Below are 16,784 nucleotides of genomic sequence, written 5' to 3' on the forward strand. Positions count from 1 at the left end.
TAATCCCCCTTTCCCCTTTATAGTGATGCTTCTTGAATTTGTGATTTCAATTCTTCCGCTTCTTCATCTGTTGTAAATACATAGTGATTTTGACGGATTTCATGTAAAGTACGTTGGCTATTTTTAGATTCGTCTTCTTTAAATACAGTTCTCTTTCTTACTCGCTCACTTTCTGGATCTGGCTGAGGCACTGCAGAAAGTAACGATTTAGTGTATGGATGCATTGCATGATTATAAATTTCATCCGCACTGCCTATTTCAACAATCTTACCAAAATGCATAACTGCAATTCTGTCAGAAATATATTTCACCATAGAAAGGTCATGCGCAATAAATAGAAATGTAATGCCGCGCTCTTTTTGCAATTTCAACAGTAAATTGACAACTTGTGCCTGAATGGAAACATCAAGTGCAGAAATAGGTTCATCTGCAATAATAAATTCAGGTTCAACAGCTAATGCACGTGCGATACCAATACGTTGACGTTGACCACCTGAGAATTCATGAGGATAACGATTCGCATGTTCTTTGCTTAATCCAACTGTTTCTAATAAATCATATACACGCCGTTTACGGTCTTTAACTCCTGTTGACAATTTATGAATATCAATACCTTCGGCAACAATATCCATAACTTTTAATCTCGGATTAAGGGACGCATATGGATCCTGAAAAATCATTTGAATCTTTTTGTTAAATTTCAAAGAATCTTTTCGATTTTTAATTTTTTGAATATCTACATCTTCATATAAAATTTCGCCGTCTGTAATATCATTTAATTTGATAATCGCCTTACCTGTAGTTGATTTACCACAACCAGACTCACCAACAAGACCAAAAGTTTCCCCTTTATATACATCAAAAGAAATATTTTCGATGGCTCTAACTTCGTTACGTTTACCTTCGTTAAAATATTGCTTTAGATTTTTAACTTGTAATAACAGCTCATTATGCTTTTCCATCGAACGACACCCTCTCTACCTGTTGTGGTTTATCATAATTATTCGGCATATCACGCAGACGTTTTTTAACCATTTCTGGTGGTTCAACGTGTGGTGCACGTTCATCTAACAACCATGATTTTACAAAATGTGTTGGCGATACTTGATACCATGGTGGCGGTGTTTTGAAATCTACGTCTAAAGCAAATTGACTTCGTTCCGCAAACGAATCACCTTTAGGTGGATGTAATAAATCTGGCGGTGTGCCAGGAATAGCAAGTAATTCAGTTTCTGTACCGGTCGATAAATCAGGCATAGAAGATAATAATCCCCATGTATAAGGATGTTTCGGATCATAGAATATTTCATCCACATCACCAGTTTCAACCATTTGTCCGCCATACATAACTGCAACTCTGTCTGCAATATTTGCAACTACGCCTAAATCATGTGTGATAAAAATAATTGACGTGCTAATCTTATCCTGTAGTTCTTTCATTAATTCTAATATTTGGGCTTGCATCGTTACATCTAAGGCTGTCGTTGGCTCATCTGCAATAAGCACTTTAGGTTCACAAGCTAATGCCGTAGCGATAACAATCCTTTGTCGTTGTCCACCTGAAAATTGATGTGGATAAGCGTTAAAACGTTTTTCTGCATTTGGCAGTCCTACTAAATTAAGTATTTCCAACGCTCTTTTTTTAGCATCTGTTTTATTATAATTTTTATGTTTAATCAGTGGTTCCATGACTTGTTTACCGATTTTCATTGTTGGATTTAACGAAGTCATCGGATCTTGAAAGATCATAGAAATATCTTTACCACGTAATTTTATTAGTTCTTGTTCTGACTTCTTAGCTAAGTCTTCTCCTAAGAAGTTGATTTCCCCTTTTTTAATTCTTCCAGCATCACCTTGAAATAATTTCGTAATGGCTTTTGTTGTTACTGATTTACCTGAACCAGATTCACCTACAATTGCCAGTGTTTCCCCCTTATCGATAAAGAAATCAACACCTCTTACCGCTTGCACTTCCCCTGCGTCAATATCAAAGGAAACATGCAAATCACTAACTTCCAATACTTTTTCTGACATAAACGTCGCCCCCTTTGTTATTTACGCATTTTCGGATCAAATGCATCGCGTAATCCATCACTAAATAGATAAAAGAATAAAATTAATAGACTTAGAATTAAAGCCGGTATAAACAATTCATGTGGATGAATCAACAACATGGCTCTACCTTCATTTACTAGAGAACCTAATGATGTTCTTGGTGCTGGTACCCCAATACCAATAAAGCTTAAAAAGGCTTCGAAGAATATCGCGTTAGGTACTGTAAACATTGAAGTAACAACGATAACACCAAGTGTATTTGGTAATATATGTTTAAAAATCAACTTAAATTTAGAGGCACCTAAAGTTTTAGATGCTAACACAAACTCTTGGTTTTTTAATTTTAAAAATTCACCACGAACCACACGGCTCATGCCTATCCAACCAGTGATCGCCATCGCTAATATGATGGTCCATATAGATGGTTCAAAAATAAGTACAAATAAAATTACGACGATAAGCGTAGGAATAGAAGCCACAACTTCTATAATACGCTGCATGACATTATCTATCCGTCCTCCAAAGAAACCGGATATAGCACCATATACGACACCTATGAATATATCTAATAAGGCTGCTACAACACCAATAAATAACGACACTTGCGCACCTTGCCAAGATCTAGACCATAAATCTCTGCCCAGCTGATCAGTACCAAACCAGAAATTCTCGTTTACGCCTGCTTCTTTGTAAGCATCCACGCCCTGCGCCCCTTCGCCATCAAAAGGTAAGAAAGGAATTTGATCTAACACTGGAATTTTAGCTGGCAAATTACGTCTCTCTACATCTTGCTCTGCATAATCATGTGAACTAAAGAGTGGACCGATAAGCGCTAAAAGTATAATAATAATTAAACCAATCATACCAACTACTGCAAGTTTATTGCGCTTCAACTGAGTCCAAGCATCTTGCCAAAAGTTTTTACTTTCTCTTTGCATTTCTGGTTCTTTTTCAATATCATTTTTACTTCTTATAAAATCAGACGCTGGAATTGCTTCTGATGTGTGTGTCATCACTGCATTCGAATGGTCATCTGTTAAATTTTTATCTCTTTTATCAGTCATTATTTTTTACCTCCTTGTACACGAATACGTGGGTCAATCAAACCATATAAAATATCTACAAGGAAAATAGAAACAATAAAAAGTGTACTAAATAAAATCGTAGTCGCCATGATTACCGGGAAGTCATTTGTCGTAATAGATCGTACGAATTGATCCCCTAAACCAGGAACACCGAAAATATTCTCAATTGTCAAAGTACCTGTTAAAATCCCTGCCAACATCGGTACAATAATCGTTATAACTGGAATTAATGCATTTCTCAACGCATGACCAAACAATACTCTCATTGTAGAATTACCTTTGGCACGAGCTAGCAAGATATAATCGGAACTTAACACTTCAATCATTTCAGCTCTTATGTATCTCGTTACCGTTGCTAATACCCCCGCTGATAACGCTAATGATGGTAACACTGCTGTTGAAATTCCTTCCCAACCAGCAACGGGAAACCATTGTAATCTTACTGAAAAAACATATTGTAATAATACCGCTAATACAAATGATGGTACTGAAACAGCTATAACTGATATAACAGTAGCTGAGTAATCGACCCAGGTATTCTGCCGGACCGCTGCTATTACCCCTAATATCAGCCCTAGTATTACCCCAATTACCATAGCTGTTAATCCCATTTCAAATGATGGTAAAAGTCTTGGCTTAATCAAATCCCATACTGGTTGGTTATCATATTGGAATGAGTTACCAAAGTCCCCCGTAACAACATTCTTTAAATAACTCGCATATTGGACAGGCACTGGATCATTAAGACCATATTTCTCATTTAAAATTTGCTTTTGCTCTTCATTTAACTTTTCATCATTAAATGGTGAACCTGGCATTAACTTCATCAAGAAAAATGTAATCGTAATGATAATGAATAATGATAAAATCATGTACCCTAATCGCTTCAAAACATAATTAAACATATATTGTCCCCCTTTGTTTTCAGAATAAACATTCCCTTCGAAATATTCAGAAATATTTAATAACAGTATACTTATACTTCATATTTTAATCAATATTGTTTTGCTTTACTTTATTAAAGAGATTTATTTTTATTAAATTTTCTTTTTCTTTAAAAGTACTGATATAAAAGAATTTATAAGGTGTTTTATTCATTTTTTTGTTATTTTAAGTTACAATAAATTTATTAAATAAAGGAGGCAATAAATATGAAAAATTTAACCACTTATTTATTTTGGTTACTATTTACACCTTTAATTTCATTCGTATTTTGGCTCTTTAGTTCACATCATTTGATTCAGTATATAAATATCATTTTCTATGTATCCATCGCGTTGCTTATTATTTTTTTTATTATATTGATTATACAAGAAGGTATATTGGATCCAACGAGTTATGGCTTTAGAAGACTTAAGTATCAACTGTCAAAGAAAAAACATCAAGACACATTAGAACATGATACGTTTTTCAAGCCTACACAAGCGAAAAAAGACCATTATTTTGTAAATACATGGATTAAAGCAGGATTCAATCTTAATTTATTATACTTCATATTTTCTATTGCTTTTTCATTCATGATATAAAAAGACTGTATTAGCTAATTGTGACTATCACTCATACGCTAATACAGTCTTTTCTTTATTTTGTGTCAATATTGTGGGTTATGAAACAATGCGTAATATAACAGGGCAAAACCTATAAGAACAGTTACGCCAACATATACTGACATCATCCACGGTAGTATAAGCGAACCAATGATTAATCCGAATCGCGCTAAGATATTCCCACCATAAAATGAAATCATTCCAAAGGTATTATACGTGCTACGTTTATCTTCAGGAATCATCAAAAATCGTTGTGCATTTTGAATAGGAGAATAAATCAATTCACCTAATGTAGCGATTATAGAAAACAGACATAATACCCAAAACGAAGTAGCTGAAGTCATGATACTGTACCCCAGAGTATATAATACAATACCTATCATAAAAGCAATCTTTTTAGACGTTGAAGCAACCATCCTATTTACCGAAAAAGTTAATGTTGCCACAACAAGTGTATTAATAATCATAATCACCGTGAACATTCTTACACCGTCTATATAAAAACCTAAAAAGTATAATGGTTCAAAATCAGCCTTCAATCTAACAACCACATAAGAATTTAAACTTAATTCTGCCATTATTACCATCATGAAACCTAAATTAAGCACCATATAATATTTATCTTTAACGACCGTATGATAACTGTCAAAAAAATGTTTGAATCTTGAAGTTAGATCCTCTCTTTGTGTGATAACTTGTTCTACGTCATAGTATTTTTCAAATAAATACCAACTTATGAGCATCGCAAAGAAAAACATTACAAATAATACATGTTTATGGCCTAAATATAGTAAGGCACCTAATGCCATACCAACAGCAGTGCTGATATTAAACATCCAATAATTTAATTGATATACATACTCACGAACATCCTCATAAATTGCATCCATGATGGCTGCTTCAAAAATAGGTTCACTTGCTGCAAATAATAGTTCAAAGATAAATACTGTTATACAAAATATAATTAAACCTAAGCCATCCATAGTCACCGTAATACTTAAAATAATAAGACTTACTGCATAGAAAAAATGTATATAATTGACGACTTTCTTCCTATTATAATTGTCGCCTAAATATCCACCTATGAAGGACACTATAAAACTCACGATAATATTAGCAATTAAAAAAGTACCTGCGAATATAGCATTGACTTTACTTGTTAAATATAATGCCATAAATGGCATTATTGCTTGGCTCGCTACAATTAAGATGAAATCTGCGACGATTCTTGTTTTTAATGTTGTAGATAATGTTAGAAACTGTTTCATCTTAATCACATCCTTTTTATTTTTCAATAGTTTACATTATACACTGTTTGTATATCTTGAACAGACATTTGTACAAATTAATAATCCTCTTTTGCTTTTATTTTATCTACTTTTTATCAATTTACAATATAATTCCATTGTTTCTTTTAAAAAATATTTAAAAATTTTAGAATAATTAGTTGTGCTATGTACAATTGCCATCTTATCAATTCGCTTTGACTTATTCGAACTTCAACATGATAATGTCAAAATCAAAAAAAACAAGATTACCTTATCAGGTAACCTTGCTTTTACTTAAGTATCTATATCTATGCGTAACATGTCATGCCTTAGTCAGCGAATTTTTTCAGAACGAGAACAGCATTGTGTCCACCGAATCCTAGACTGTTACTCATTGCATAAGTGATGTCTAAATCTTCCGCTTTATTTGGAACTATGTCCAAATCACATTCTGGGTCCGGAGACTTAGCATGAATTGTAGGCGCGATACGACTATCTCTAATAGAAAGTGCAGAGAATATAGCCTCTAATCCACCTGTTGCACCAAGTAAATGGCCTGTCATTGATTTAGTTGAACTCACTTTCAATGTGGCTGCAGCATCACCGAAAGTATTCTTTATTGCTTGAATCTCAGTTAAATCCCCAACTGGCGTACTTGTACCGTGGGCATTTAAATATTGAATATCTTTAGCTTCAATACCTGCATCATCTATTGCTGCTTGCATAGCACGTGAACCGCCTTCGCCTTCAGGGGCAGGTGCTGTAATATGATATGCATCTCCAGTTGAACCATAACCTACTACTTCTGCATAAATTTGAGCACCACGCGCTTGAGCAGAATCAAGTGATTCTAAAACAACAATACCTGCACCTTCACCCATGATGAATCCATCACGACCTTCCTGGAATGGACGGCATGCTGTTTCTTTATCATCATTTGTAGACAATGCTCGGCTCGCACTAAAACCTGCTAATGCCATGTGTGTAATGGGTGCTTCTGTACCGCCTGTAACCATTGCGTCAGCATCGCCACGTTGAATAATTTTGAATGCTTCACCTATAGAATTCGTACCTGTTGCACACGCAGTAACTGTTGAACCATTAGGACCTTTAGCACCAATATCAATTGAAACTTGTCCTGTTGCCATGTCAGGGATAAGCATAGGTACAAAGAACGGGCTGACACGGCGTGGACCGCGATTTAATAATTGACTATGTGAAATTTCAAACGTTTCCATACCACCGATACCTGAACCGATCCAAACACCTATTCTATCAGCAGTACGATCATTAATTTCAAGCTTAGCATCATTAACCGCTTCTCTAGCAGCTACGACTGCGTATTGCGTAAAACGATCCATACGTCTTGCTTCTTTTTTAGGTATATGGTCTTCTATATTGAAATCCTTTAATTCACCAGCTAAATGGACATTGTACTCTGTTGTATCAATTCGTGTAATTGAATCGATACCGCTGACACCTTTTAATGCATTATCCCATGTTGACTTGGCATCATTGCCTATAGGTGACAATGCGCCTATTCCTGTAATAACAACACGTTGTTCTTTGCTCATATTTTATCCTCCTATTTTCCCCATCTTAGTGTAACTGCGCCCCATGTTAAGCCGCCGCCAAAGCCAACTAACACTAAGACATCATCATCTTTAATCCTGCCATTTTCTAACTCTTGGCCTATGCTTAACGGAATTGATGCTGCTGAAGTATTACCAAAACGATCAACCGATACGCTCATTTTTTCTTTTGGAATACCTAAACGCTCTCTTGCTGATTCCATAATTCTTATATTTGCTTGATGCGGTACAAACATGTCCACATCATCTGGGGTTAAATTAGCCTTTGCTACTGCATTTGTGGAAGCTTCACCCATGATTCTCACTGCAAATTTAAACACTTCACGACCGTTCATAAATATTTTTCCATTATCTGGATTTAAGTATAAATGTTTGGCACCTGAACCGTCTGAACCTAATTCATAACTTAAGATGCCACGACCTTCAGATACTTCACTTATTACAACGGCGCCAGCGCCATCACCAAATAAGATTGCTGTTGAACGGTCTGTAAAATCAGTGATTTTAGATAATTTGTCAACGCCTACTACCAGTATGTTTTTATAATCGCCAGATTGAATGAATTGCTTAGCATTAATCATTGCATACATAAAACCGCTACACGCTGCAAGTTGATCCATAGAGGCAACTTTGCCTACGCCTAATCTTTCTTGTAATATGTTGGCAACCGTTGGGAATGGGAAATCCCCTGTTGATGTTGCAACGATAATCATATCTATTTCTGATGCTTCTATACCTGCATCTTTAATTGCTTTTACACTTGCTTGATAAGCCATGTCAGAAGTTTCTTCATCTTCATTTGCCCATCTACGTTCTTTAATACCAGTCATTTGAGAAATCCATTCATCTGAAGTTTCTAAAAATGATTCAAAATAGGTATTTTCTACAACTTTTTCAGGTGCGTATGCACCAAAACCTTTAATACCCACGTCCATGGTTGTACACCTTCTTAAATTTAATTTTAATACCAGGTATTAATTTAACATAATACATATTTCAAATACAAGAACTACACATATTTCATTGTGTGATTTCCATAAACAATTATAAATTACTTCACATATTATCACAAAGTATAACTAAGATTATCACTTCTATACTATACAAACTACACTTTATTATTTATAATGAACTTATATATATGATATTGGAGGCATTACATAATGAAATACCTCGCAGTTTTATTTTGGTCTATTGTCTTATTGCAGATGATAAATTTCGTACTTAACAGCTTGAATGGTGGTGGCGCGCTTAATTTCGTTACACCAATCATAGGCGCTGTCGTCATTACAATTATTGTTGTATTATTTGATTTCGTAATTAAACCTAACAATAATGACACAAAAGAACAGCATTAATACAATCTTAGATTTATTTCGAACTGTTACCAATGTCTTATGACCATTGGTGACAGTTTTTTTATTCTCTATTAATAGCTTGGTTTATTATAATAAAATACATATGTCATAAAAAAGGAGTGGCGCAGAAATCATATCTTCTATAATGATTTCTGCGCCACTCACTTTAGTTGTTTTAAATGATGCTATTTTAATCAATATTTGGTTTGTTTTCAGAAAATGTTAAACCATCATCAGTCAAGTTTATATCGATTGATGTACCTTCTGGTAAATTTTCTTTAATCATTTTACGTGCCAACGGTGTTTCTATTTGTCTTTGTACAAAACGTTTTAATGGTCTTGCACCGAATTGTGGTTCATAAGCTTCTTCGCCCAACCACGCTTTAGCTTCATCTGACACTTGAATAGAAATACGTTGTGCCATTAATCTAATATTCAATTCAGTTAATATTTTATCTACAATAGCACTCATGTCATTAATTGTTAATGGTTTAAACAATACAATATCATCCATACGATTTATGATTTCTGGTTTAAAGTACTGATTCAAACTATTCATTACTGCTTTTTCTGTGTTTTCAGTAATCACACCAGCATCTTTTACATTTTCTAATAAGATTTGTGAACCAATATTACTTGTCATGATAATAATCGTATTTTTAAAATCAACTTCGCGTCCTTTAGAATCTGTAAGGCGACCCTCTTCTAGTATTTGTAATAATACGTTAAATACATCAGAATGTGCCTTTTCAATTTCATCTAATAATATGACTGAATAAGGGTTACGACGCACAGCTTCAGTTAGTTGACCACCTTCATCATGGCCTACATAGCCTGGAGGTGCACCAATCAAACGAGAAACTGAATGTTTTTCCATATATTCACTCATATCAATGCGTATCATATGTTTTTCTGAATCAAATAAAGTTGAGGCTAACGATTTCGCTAATTCAGTTTTACCTACACCAGTAGGCCCTAAGAATAAGAAACTACCAATTGGTCTATTGGGATCTTTAATGCCTGCTCGTGCTCTTACAACGGCATCTGCTACTAAATCAACAGCTTTATCTTGACCAACAACACGTTCGTGAAGAATGTCTGAAAGATTTAATAATTTTTCTCTTTCTGTTTCTACCAGTTTAGAAACAGGAATGCCTGTCCATGAGCTTACGATATCTCCAATTTCTTCATCCGAAACAATTTCACGTATGATACGATCAGTGTCTCCATTTTGTTCATTTTGAAACGCATCTTCTAAATCACGCAACTCTTTTTCTAATTCCGGAATTTTACCATGTTGTAGTTCTGCAGCTTTTTCTAAATTATAATTATTTTCTGCATCTTCTAAGGCTTTTCGACTTTCGTCCAATTCTGTTCGTTTTTCTTGGAGTTTAGCAATTTTACCTTTTTCTTCTTCTACACGAGATTGAATAGCATTTTGTTTTTCTTTTTCATTAGTTAATTCTTGTTGTAGTTCTTGTAAGCGTTGCTTACTTGCGTTATCAGATTCATTTTTCAATGCACTTTCTTCAATTTCTAATTGCATAACTCGACGGTTAACTTGGTCTAACTCAGTTGGGTTTGAACCCATTTCCGTACGAATTGTCGCACACGCTTGATCCACTAAATCTATTGCTTTATCTGGTAAGAAACGATCAGTAATATAACGGTCTGAAAGTTCTGCAGCAGCTACTAATGCTTTATCTTGAATACGTACGCCATGATAAACTTCATAACGCTCTTTAAGACCACGTAAAATAGATATTGTGTCTTCTACATCAGGTTCAGATACATTTACTTTTTGGAAACGACGCTCTAATGCCGAATCTTTTTCAATATATTCTCTATATTCATTGAGCGTTGTCGCACCAATACAGTGCAACTCCCCGCGTGCGAGCATTGGTTTTAACATATTACCAGCATCCATAGCGCCTTCTGTCTTACCGGCACCAACAAGCATGTGAATTTCGTCAATGAATAGTATAATTCTACCATCTGAGTCTTTTACTTCTTTTAGCACCGCTTTTAAGCGTTCTTCGAATTCACCACGATATTTAGCACCAGCAACAAGTGCGCTTAAGTCTAATTCGAATATTGTTTTATCTAACAGTGACTCAGGCACATCTTTACGTACAATACGCTGCGCAAGTCCTTCAACGATAGCTGTTTTACCTACACCTGGTTCACCGATGAGTACTGGGTTGTTTTTAGTTTTTCTACTTAATATTCTTACAGTATTTCTAATTTCTTCATCTCGTCCGATTACAGGATCCATATTACCTTGACGAACTTCTTCAACTAAATCTCTACCATATTTTTCTAAAGCTTCATAATTTGCTTCTGGATTTTGTGATGTCACATGATTTCCTCCTCTAATTTTTTTAATGATTTCTTCGATAACTTCTTTTTTATTATCAATAAATTTAATCGTTGTTTCATCTATGTCCATCGCAGCAAGTATGATGTGCTCCATAGAAATATATTCATCTTCATATGTGTTCATATAAGTTTCTGCTTTATTAATTAAGTCATTTGCTTTTTGACTAATATATTGTCCATATTGCACATTATCCCCTTGTACCGATGGATAATTTTTTAATTTTTCGTTATATTTCTCATTTAATAGTGCTGTATCAACGTTTGCTCTATCCAATACACTCTTAAATAAGCTATCATTTTCTTCAAGTGCTGCTTTTAATATAGCTTCTATTTCGATATTTTGGTTTTCATTGTCTTTTGCTAGCTCAATTGCTTTTTGTAAAGCACCTTGAACTGCATAGGTCATTTGATTAATATCCAAACTGATTCACCTCACCATTTAGTCTTGATCAAAAGCAAAGTAAGTTTGACTTTGACTTTCTTTGACCTTAACTTAATTATAGACCTTTCCTTCATTATTATCAACCTATATGACTATATTTTCGTAATTTTTCTTACTATTATTATGTGTGTAATATACCTCTGTTTTGCCCATGCCTTATTCAAATCTAACGGCTATTGAAACAATTTTAATATCATTATTACGGCCATGTTTATATTCAAAATTATTCACTATTCACGTTCACAATAATAAAAGCATAACCCTATCTATCGATAAGATTATGCTTTTAATTTTTTATCACTAATGATGTGACATTATTTAGAGGTTTCCTTCGAGGCAATATGTTTTAATATTTCATCCGTTAACGCTTTGACACCTGACTGTTCTAAATGAATGCCATCCGGTGCAAAGTATTCACTATGCCCTTCTGAACGTTTATACCAATCTATTAATGTTACGTTGTCGTGTTTTTTAGCTGCATCTGCCATAAGTTGATTGACATGACTTTCATAATTTCTTGGTACGCGTGTGTTAATCAGATAAACATTTGCTTTACCATATTTACTAATCAACTCTTCTAACTGTGCTTTAGAAAAATCACCATTCGTTCCTAATTCTAGAACTACTTGTTTGGATTTATTATTATAAGCTTTATACTTATCATCTGACAATGGTATAGCTTCGTATAGATTTCGTCCGACCTTACCATCAATCGTTGCATTAGGTACATGCATTTTAAACGTGTCACCGATGTCAACCATAACCGAATCTCCTATAAGTAACGGTTTCAAATCGGTATAAACGTCGCTGTCTTTATCTTTTTTAAAATTAGAATTCCCTAAAAAGTTTATATTATCGACTGGTATGGGTCTCACCAAATATTTATCAATATCTTCCGTATTATAAGATGTTGATTTATTATTAATTTGTTCCTTTCCGAACCGATCAAATGCGCCTGCCAAAATAAAAATAGTTGGTATAGTGATAGCTAATAATAATACTGTTCTTATCAAGGCTGACTTTCTATACTTATTCAAACTAAAGGCTTTGATACCTTGTTTTCTAAATGGTGTCTCAACAAACTTATAAGAAATTTCAGCAAAGACAATAGTCAATACGATATCTATCACATAGACAAAGATTGGAATTTGGCCGTCGACATAATATGAATGCATAAAGCTAATGATCGGGAAATGCCATAAATATAAACTATAGGAGCGTTTACCAATACAAACAAAGAGCGCATTACCCATTAATTTGGCAAAATAACCGGATGGATGGACTGCACTAATAATGACAAATAAGGTTAAGCCTGAAATAAGATAAAATCCACCATTATATATCCAATCACTATTATCGTCGACATAAATAAAAAGTAATAAGAGCACAAAAAGACCCATCGTACCTATAACGTCAATTATATTTCTAAGTATATGATTTGGATTATGTTTCAATTTAAAAGGTGGCCATACAAAAGCTAATATGACTCCTAACAACATCGTTTGTAACCTTGTATCTGTTCCGAAATACACACGAGAATGTTGCATATGTGGTTGTGATATCACCACCATTAACAGTAATGAAATCAATGAAATAACCCAAAAAATGAGTGTTACATTCCGGTATTTCTTAACAGTTAATAATAATGTTATTAATACGATTGGAAAAATGATATAAAATTGTTCTTCAATTGCCAAAGACCATAGATGTTTTAATGGCATAAAAGCGAATTGTTCAAAATAATTTACATCTGTTGCGATATACCACCAATTTGATACATAAAAAATGGCTGCAAATGCGTCATGCTTAATACTTACAACTTGTTCTGGTTTAAAAATAAGTGTCGCTAAGGTCACCGTGACAACGAGCACCAACATTGCTGGAATCAAACGTTTAATTCGACGTAACCAAAAACGTTTCAAATTAATAATGCCAGTATTTTCATATTCATACAAAAGCAAACTTGTAATTAAATAACCAGAAATCACAAAGAATGTATCCACGCCAAGAAAACCACCCGTTAACCAAAGCTTATTTAGATGATATATAATGATTCCCATGACTGCAATAGCTCTAAGACCATCTAAACCTGGCATGTAGCGTATACGTCTATTAGATTGATTACTATTATTTGAATGTTTGTTCATTTTCTATCATACTTTCATCCCCAAATATATTACTTTTACTTGTTTAGTTTTTTTATATACCAAGCCATTGTAATACTTATGTAATATAACTGCAATTATTTTAATGAATTGCACTATAAAAAAATATAATTTTAAAATTGCTGTATCGCATTTTACAGTTCATAAAAAATACTAGTCTATTGCCGTTCTAGGCCATTAGACTAGTATTTGTTGAATTTATTTTAGATTAAATTATCCGATACCTAATGCGATTTTAGCATAACGAGACATCATATCTTTGCCCCATGGTGGACTCCAAACAATATTCACTTCTGTATCTGAAATTTCAGGAATTTCAGCTAAAACCATTTTTACTTGATTGACGATTTGTGGTCCCATTGGGCACCCCATTGAAGTTAATGTCATTTCTACGGTACATAAGCCTTCGTCATTCACATCCACATTATATACTAAACCTAAGTTAACAATATCGATACCTAACTCAGGATCAATAACCATTTCTAATGCATTTAATATGCTATCTTTTAATCCTTCATCCATTCATCTCACCTCTTCGAATTTAATGATACTAACAATATATCAAATATCTTACAAAACGCCAATAAAATGCTATGATATTCATACGTCAATTATAAAACATTAAGGAGAATTAAATGGAACCTTATTTAATTTGTCTAGATTTAGACGGCACTTTATTAACAGATGAAAAAGTAATATCACCTTATACAAAAGAGGTTTTAACTCACTTACAACAACAAGGCCATCAATTAATGATAGCTACTGGGAGACCTTATAGAGCGAGTCAAATTTATTATCATGAACTTAATATGGATACACCCGTAGTTAACTTTAATGGTGCATTTGTTCATCATCCAAAAGATGCGCATTTCGAACCAATGCACGAAGTATTAGATATAGATTTATCTAAAAACATCATTGAATCATTAAATGATTATGGGGTAACTAATATCATTGCTGAAGTAAAAGATTATGTATTTATCAATAATTTCGACCAAAAATTATTTGATGGTTTCTCAATGGGAAATCCAAAGGTCGAAACAGGTAACTTGCTTCATTCATTAACTGAATCGCCTACTTCAATATTAGTTGAAGCGGAAGAATTTATGATTCCCAGAGTAAAACAAATGCTCACACGTTTTTATGCTGAAAATATTGAACATCGTAGATGGGGCTCACCATTTCCAGTGATAGAAATTGTTAAGCAAGGCATTAGTAAAGCACGTGGCATTGACTATGTTAAGTCACATTTAGGTATTGATAGAAACCATATTATTGCTTTTGGTGACGAAGATAATGATTTAGAAATGATTAAATATGCGAAGCATGGTATTGCCATGGGCAACGGTTTAGATGAACTAAAACATGTTGCAAATCAAATTACTCATTCTAATAACGAGGACGGAATTGGACGTTATTTAAATGCGTATTTCCAACTAAATATACCTTATGAAGAAACAGTAAAATCTAGAATATAGATACATAAACACCTGAGGAGGCATCCATTCATTATGAATAAAATTGTAGTTGTTGGTGCAGTTGCCGGTGGCGCAACAGTAGCTAGCCAAATTAGAAGACTTGATCAAGAAAGTGAAATTGTCGTCTTTGAAAAAGATCGTGATATGAGTTTTGCTAATTGTGCCTTGCCTTATTATTTAGGTAACGTTGTAGATGCTCGTGATAAAGTACTCGAAGCAACGCCCGAGTCGTTTTATGAATCTAAACACATAGTCGTAAAACCTTATCATGAAGTAACATCCATTAATGATTCTAAAAATACAATTACGGTTTACGATCGCGTACATGAAACGACTTTTGAAGCACAGTATGACACATTAATATTAAGTCCTGGCTGTAGTGCAAATGCTTTAAATTTAGATAGTCCAATTGCGTTCACTTTAAGAAATATGGAAGATACAGATGCCATTGAGTCTTTCATTGAAAAGAATCAAGTCAAAAATGCACTTGTAATAGGTACTGGTTATATTGGACTTGAAATTTTAGATAACTTATATGAGCGCGGTATCACGCCTACACTCATTCATCGTTCCACTCATATTAATAAATTGATGGATCAAGATATGAATCAAGCAATTATTGATGAAATGGATAAGCGAAACATTGCTTATAGATTCAATGAACAAGTTTCAAAAGTTATAGGCAATGAAGTCCATTTTGAATCAGGTAAAGTTGAACACTATGATTTAATCATTGAAGGCGTTGGTGTCAAACCAAACTCAGAATTCATTAAAAATTCTAATGTGACTTTAGATGATAAAGGCTACGTACCAGTAAATGACCAATTTCAAACAAATATTTCAAATATTTACGCACTAGGTGATATCATTACCTCCCATTATCGTCATGTTAATTTAAGTGCACATGTACCATTAGCTTGGGGCGCACACAGAGGCGCAAGTGTCATCGCTGAGCAATTGGCTGGTGATCGAACTATACACTTCAAAGGTTATTTGGGATCAAACATTGTAAAATTCTTCGATTATACCTTTGCTAGCGTCGGCGTTTCACCACAAGAGCTTAAACATTTTGATTATTCTATGGTCGAAGCAAATCAAGGTGAACATGCTGGTTATTACCCAGGAAATACTAAACTTCATTTGCGTGTTTACTTTGATAAAACAAATCGGCGTATTATACGTGCTGCAGCAGTAGGTAAGAAAGGGGCAGATAAACGTATCGATGTACTTTCAATGGCCATGATGCATCAACTCACAATTGATGAACTTGTTGAATTTGAAGTAGCTTATGCCCCTCCTTACAGTAGACCAAAAGACATTATCAATATGATTGGTTATAAAGCACGCAATAAATAAGTATAAGCCGTACATTTCTAATCATAGAAATGTACGGCTTATTTTTCATAAACTATACG

14 protein-coding genes are annotated in these 16,784 nt (G+C 34.0%); 4 read left to right on the forward strand and 10 right to left on the reverse strand.

Features of this window, described 5'->3' with window-relative positions; translation table 11 throughout:
• Positions 1-17: 17 nt before the first annotated feature.
• From BTJ66_RS06165 to opp3b, 4 genes are read right to left on the reverse strand one after another with little or no spacing between them, the layout of a single operon-like run.
• Positions 18-962: an ABC transporter ATP-binding protein gene (locus BTJ66_RS06165; protein WP_099090096.1), complete on the reverse strand. Its 945-nt coding sequence runs from the start codon at positions 960-962 to the stop codon at positions 18-20.
• A complete protein-coding gene (locus BTJ66_RS06170) occupies positions 949-2,034 on the reverse strand; it encodes an ABC transporter ATP-binding protein (RefSeq protein WP_099090097.1) in 1,086 nt (361 codons plus the stop codon). The genes BTJ66_RS06165 and BTJ66_RS06170 overlap by 14 nt, the downstream gene beginning before the upstream one ends.
• 17 nt (positions 2,035-2,051) lie before the next feature.
• Positions 2,052-3,119, reverse strand: coding sequence for an oligopeptide ABC transporter permease (gene opp3C / locus BTJ66_RS06175; protein ID WP_099090098.1), 1,068 nt, complete (start codon positions 3,117-3,119; stop codon positions 2,052-2,054).
• Positions 3,119-4,045 carry an oligopeptide ABC transporter permease gene (gene opp3b / locus BTJ66_RS06180; RefSeq protein ID WP_099090099.1) on the reverse strand — a complete coding sequence of 309 codons (927 nt, stop codon included), beginning with the start codon at positions 4,043-4,045 and terminating at the stop codon, positions 3,119-3,121. The genes opp3C and opp3b overlap by 1 nt, the downstream gene beginning before the upstream one ends.
• Before the next feature lie 246 nt (positions 4,046-4,291).
• On the opposite strand from opp3b, the gene BTJ66_RS06185 reads away from it, so the two are divergent.
• Positions 4,292-4,666, forward strand: coding sequence for a DUF3899 domain-containing protein (locus BTJ66_RS06185; RefSeq protein WP_099090100.1), 375 nt, complete (start codon positions 4,292-4,294; stop codon positions 4,664-4,666).
• A 65-nt stretch (positions 4,667-4,731) separates the two neighbouring features.
• Here the strand turns inward: BTJ66_RS06185 and BTJ66_RS06190 are convergent, their stop codons facing one another.
• The 3 genes from BTJ66_RS06190 to BTJ66_RS06200 all read right to left on the reverse strand — a co-directional run bounded on the left by BTJ66_RS06190 (position 4,732) and on the right by BTJ66_RS06200 (position 8,482).
• Positions 4,732-5,955: an MFS transporter gene (locus BTJ66_RS06190; RefSeq protein WP_099090101.1), complete on the reverse strand. Its 1,224-nt coding sequence runs from the start codon at positions 5,953-5,955 to the stop codon at positions 4,732-4,734.
• A gap of 329 nt (positions 5,956-6,284) precedes the next feature.
• On the reverse strand, positions 6,285-7,529 hold the full coding sequence (fabF, locus tag BTJ66_RS06195) for a beta-ketoacyl-ACP synthase II (RefSeq protein WP_099090102.1): 1,245 nt from the start codon (positions 7,527-7,529) through the stop codon (positions 6,285-6,287).
• 11 nt (positions 7,530-7,540) lie between these two features.
• Positions 7,541-8,482 carry a beta-ketoacyl-ACP synthase III gene (locus BTJ66_RS06200; RefSeq protein ID WP_099090103.1) on the reverse strand — a complete coding sequence of 314 codons (942 nt, stop codon included), beginning with the start codon at positions 8,480-8,482 and terminating at the stop codon, positions 7,541-7,543.
• A 228-nt stretch (positions 8,483-8,710) separates the two neighbouring features.
• Here BTJ66_RS06200 and BTJ66_RS06205 point away from each other — a divergent pair, with 228 nt between their 5' ends.
• Positions 8,711-8,905 carry a YjzD family protein gene (locus tag BTJ66_RS06205; protein ID WP_099090104.1) on the forward strand — a complete coding sequence of 65 codons (195 nt, stop codon included), beginning with the start codon at positions 8,711-8,713 and terminating at the stop codon, positions 8,903-8,905.
• 190 nt (positions 8,906-9,095) lie between these two features.
• Here BTJ66_RS06205 and clpB read toward each other — a convergent pair whose 3' ends face one another.
• The 3 genes from clpB to BTJ66_RS06220 form a co-directional block, all read right to left on the reverse strand.
• Positions 9,096-11,705, reverse strand: coding sequence for an ATP-dependent chaperone ClpB (gene clpB / locus BTJ66_RS06210; RefSeq protein WP_099090105.1), 2,610 nt, complete (start codon positions 11,703-11,705; stop codon positions 9,096-9,098).
• 335 nt (positions 11,706-12,040) lie between these two features.
• Positions 12,041-13,873, reverse strand: coding sequence for an acyltransferase family protein (locus BTJ66_RS06215; protein ID WP_099090106.1), 1,833 nt, complete (start codon positions 13,871-13,873; stop codon positions 12,041-12,043).
• Positions 13,874-14,104: 231 nt separating this feature from the next.
• On the reverse strand, positions 14,105-14,413 hold the full coding sequence (locus BTJ66_RS06220) for a metal-sulfur cluster assembly factor (protein ID WP_099090107.1): 309 nt from the start codon (positions 14,411-14,413) through the stop codon (positions 14,105-14,107).
• Positions 14,414-14,526: 113 nt separating this feature from the next.
• Here BTJ66_RS06220 and BTJ66_RS06225 point away from each other — a divergent pair, with 113 nt between their 5' ends.
• Together BTJ66_RS06225 and BTJ66_RS06230 are read left to right on the forward strand one after the other, a co-directional pair.
• On the forward strand, positions 14,527-15,369 hold the full coding sequence (locus BTJ66_RS06225; RefSeq protein WP_099090108.1) for a Cof-type HAD-IIB family hydrolase: 843 nt from the start codon (positions 14,527-14,529) through the stop codon (positions 15,367-15,369).
• Between the two features lie 33 nt (positions 15,370-15,402).
• Entirely contained in the window at positions 15,403-16,725 is a 1,323-nt protein-coding gene (locus BTJ66_RS06230; RefSeq protein WP_099090109.1) for a CoA-disulfide reductase, read from the forward strand.
• Positions 16,726-16,784 lie beyond the last annotated feature (59 nt).

This window comes from Staphylococcus edaphicus, assembly GCF_002614725.1.
Lineage (GTDB): Bacteria > Bacillota > Bacilli > Staphylococcales > Staphylococcaceae > Staphylococcus > Staphylococcus edaphicus.

Bases quoted from the DNA above. Each gene is read 5' to 3' on its own strand.
- BTJ66_RS06165 (WP_099090096.1), bottom strand. From the start codon at position 962: ATGGAAAAGCATAATGAGCTGTTATTACAAGTTAAAAATCTAAAGCAA.
- BTJ66_RS06170 (WP_099090097.1), bottom strand. From the start codon at position 2,034: ATGTCAGAAAAAGTATTGGAAGTTAGTGATTTGCATGTTTCCTTTGAT.
- opp3C (WP_099090098.1), bottom strand. From the start codon at position 3,119: ATGACTGATAAAAGAGATAAAAATTTAACAGATGACCATTCGAATGCA.
- opp3b (WP_099090099.1), bottom strand. From the start codon at position 4,045: ATGTTTAATTATGTTTTGAAGCGATTAGGGTACATGATTTTATCATTA.
- BTJ66_RS06185 (WP_099090100.1), top strand. From the start codon at position 4,292: ATGAAAAATTTAACCACTTATTTATTTTGGTTACTATTTACACCTTTA.
- BTJ66_RS06190 (WP_099090101.1), bottom strand. From the start codon at position 5,955: ATGAAACAGTTTCTAACATTATCTACAACATTAAAAACAAGAATCGTC.
- fabF (WP_099090102.1), bottom strand. From the start codon at position 7,529: ATGAGCAAAGAACAACGTGTTGTTATTACAGGAATAGGCGCATTGTCA.
- BTJ66_RS06200 (WP_099090103.1), bottom strand. From the start codon at position 8,482: ATGGACGTGGGTATTAAAGGTTTTGGTGCATACGCACCTGAAAAAGTT.
- BTJ66_RS06205 (WP_099090104.1), top strand. From the start codon at position 8,711: ATGAAATACCTCGCAGTTTTATTTTGGTCTATTGTCTTATTGCAGATG.
- BTJ66_RS06215 (WP_099090106.1), bottom strand. From the start codon at position 13,873: ATGAACAAACATTCAAATAATAGTAATCAATCTAATAGACGTATACGC.
- BTJ66_RS06220 (WP_099090107.1), bottom strand. From the start codon at position 14,413: ATGGATGAAGGATTAAAAGATAGCATATTAAATGCATTAGAAATGGTT.
- BTJ66_RS06225 (WP_099090108.1), top strand. From the start codon at position 14,527: ATGGAACCTTATTTAATTTGTCTAGATTTAGACGGCACTTTATTAACA.
- BTJ66_RS06230 (WP_099090109.1), top strand. From the start codon at position 15,403: ATGAATAAAATTGTAGTTGTTGGTGCAGTTGCCGGTGGCGCAACAGTA.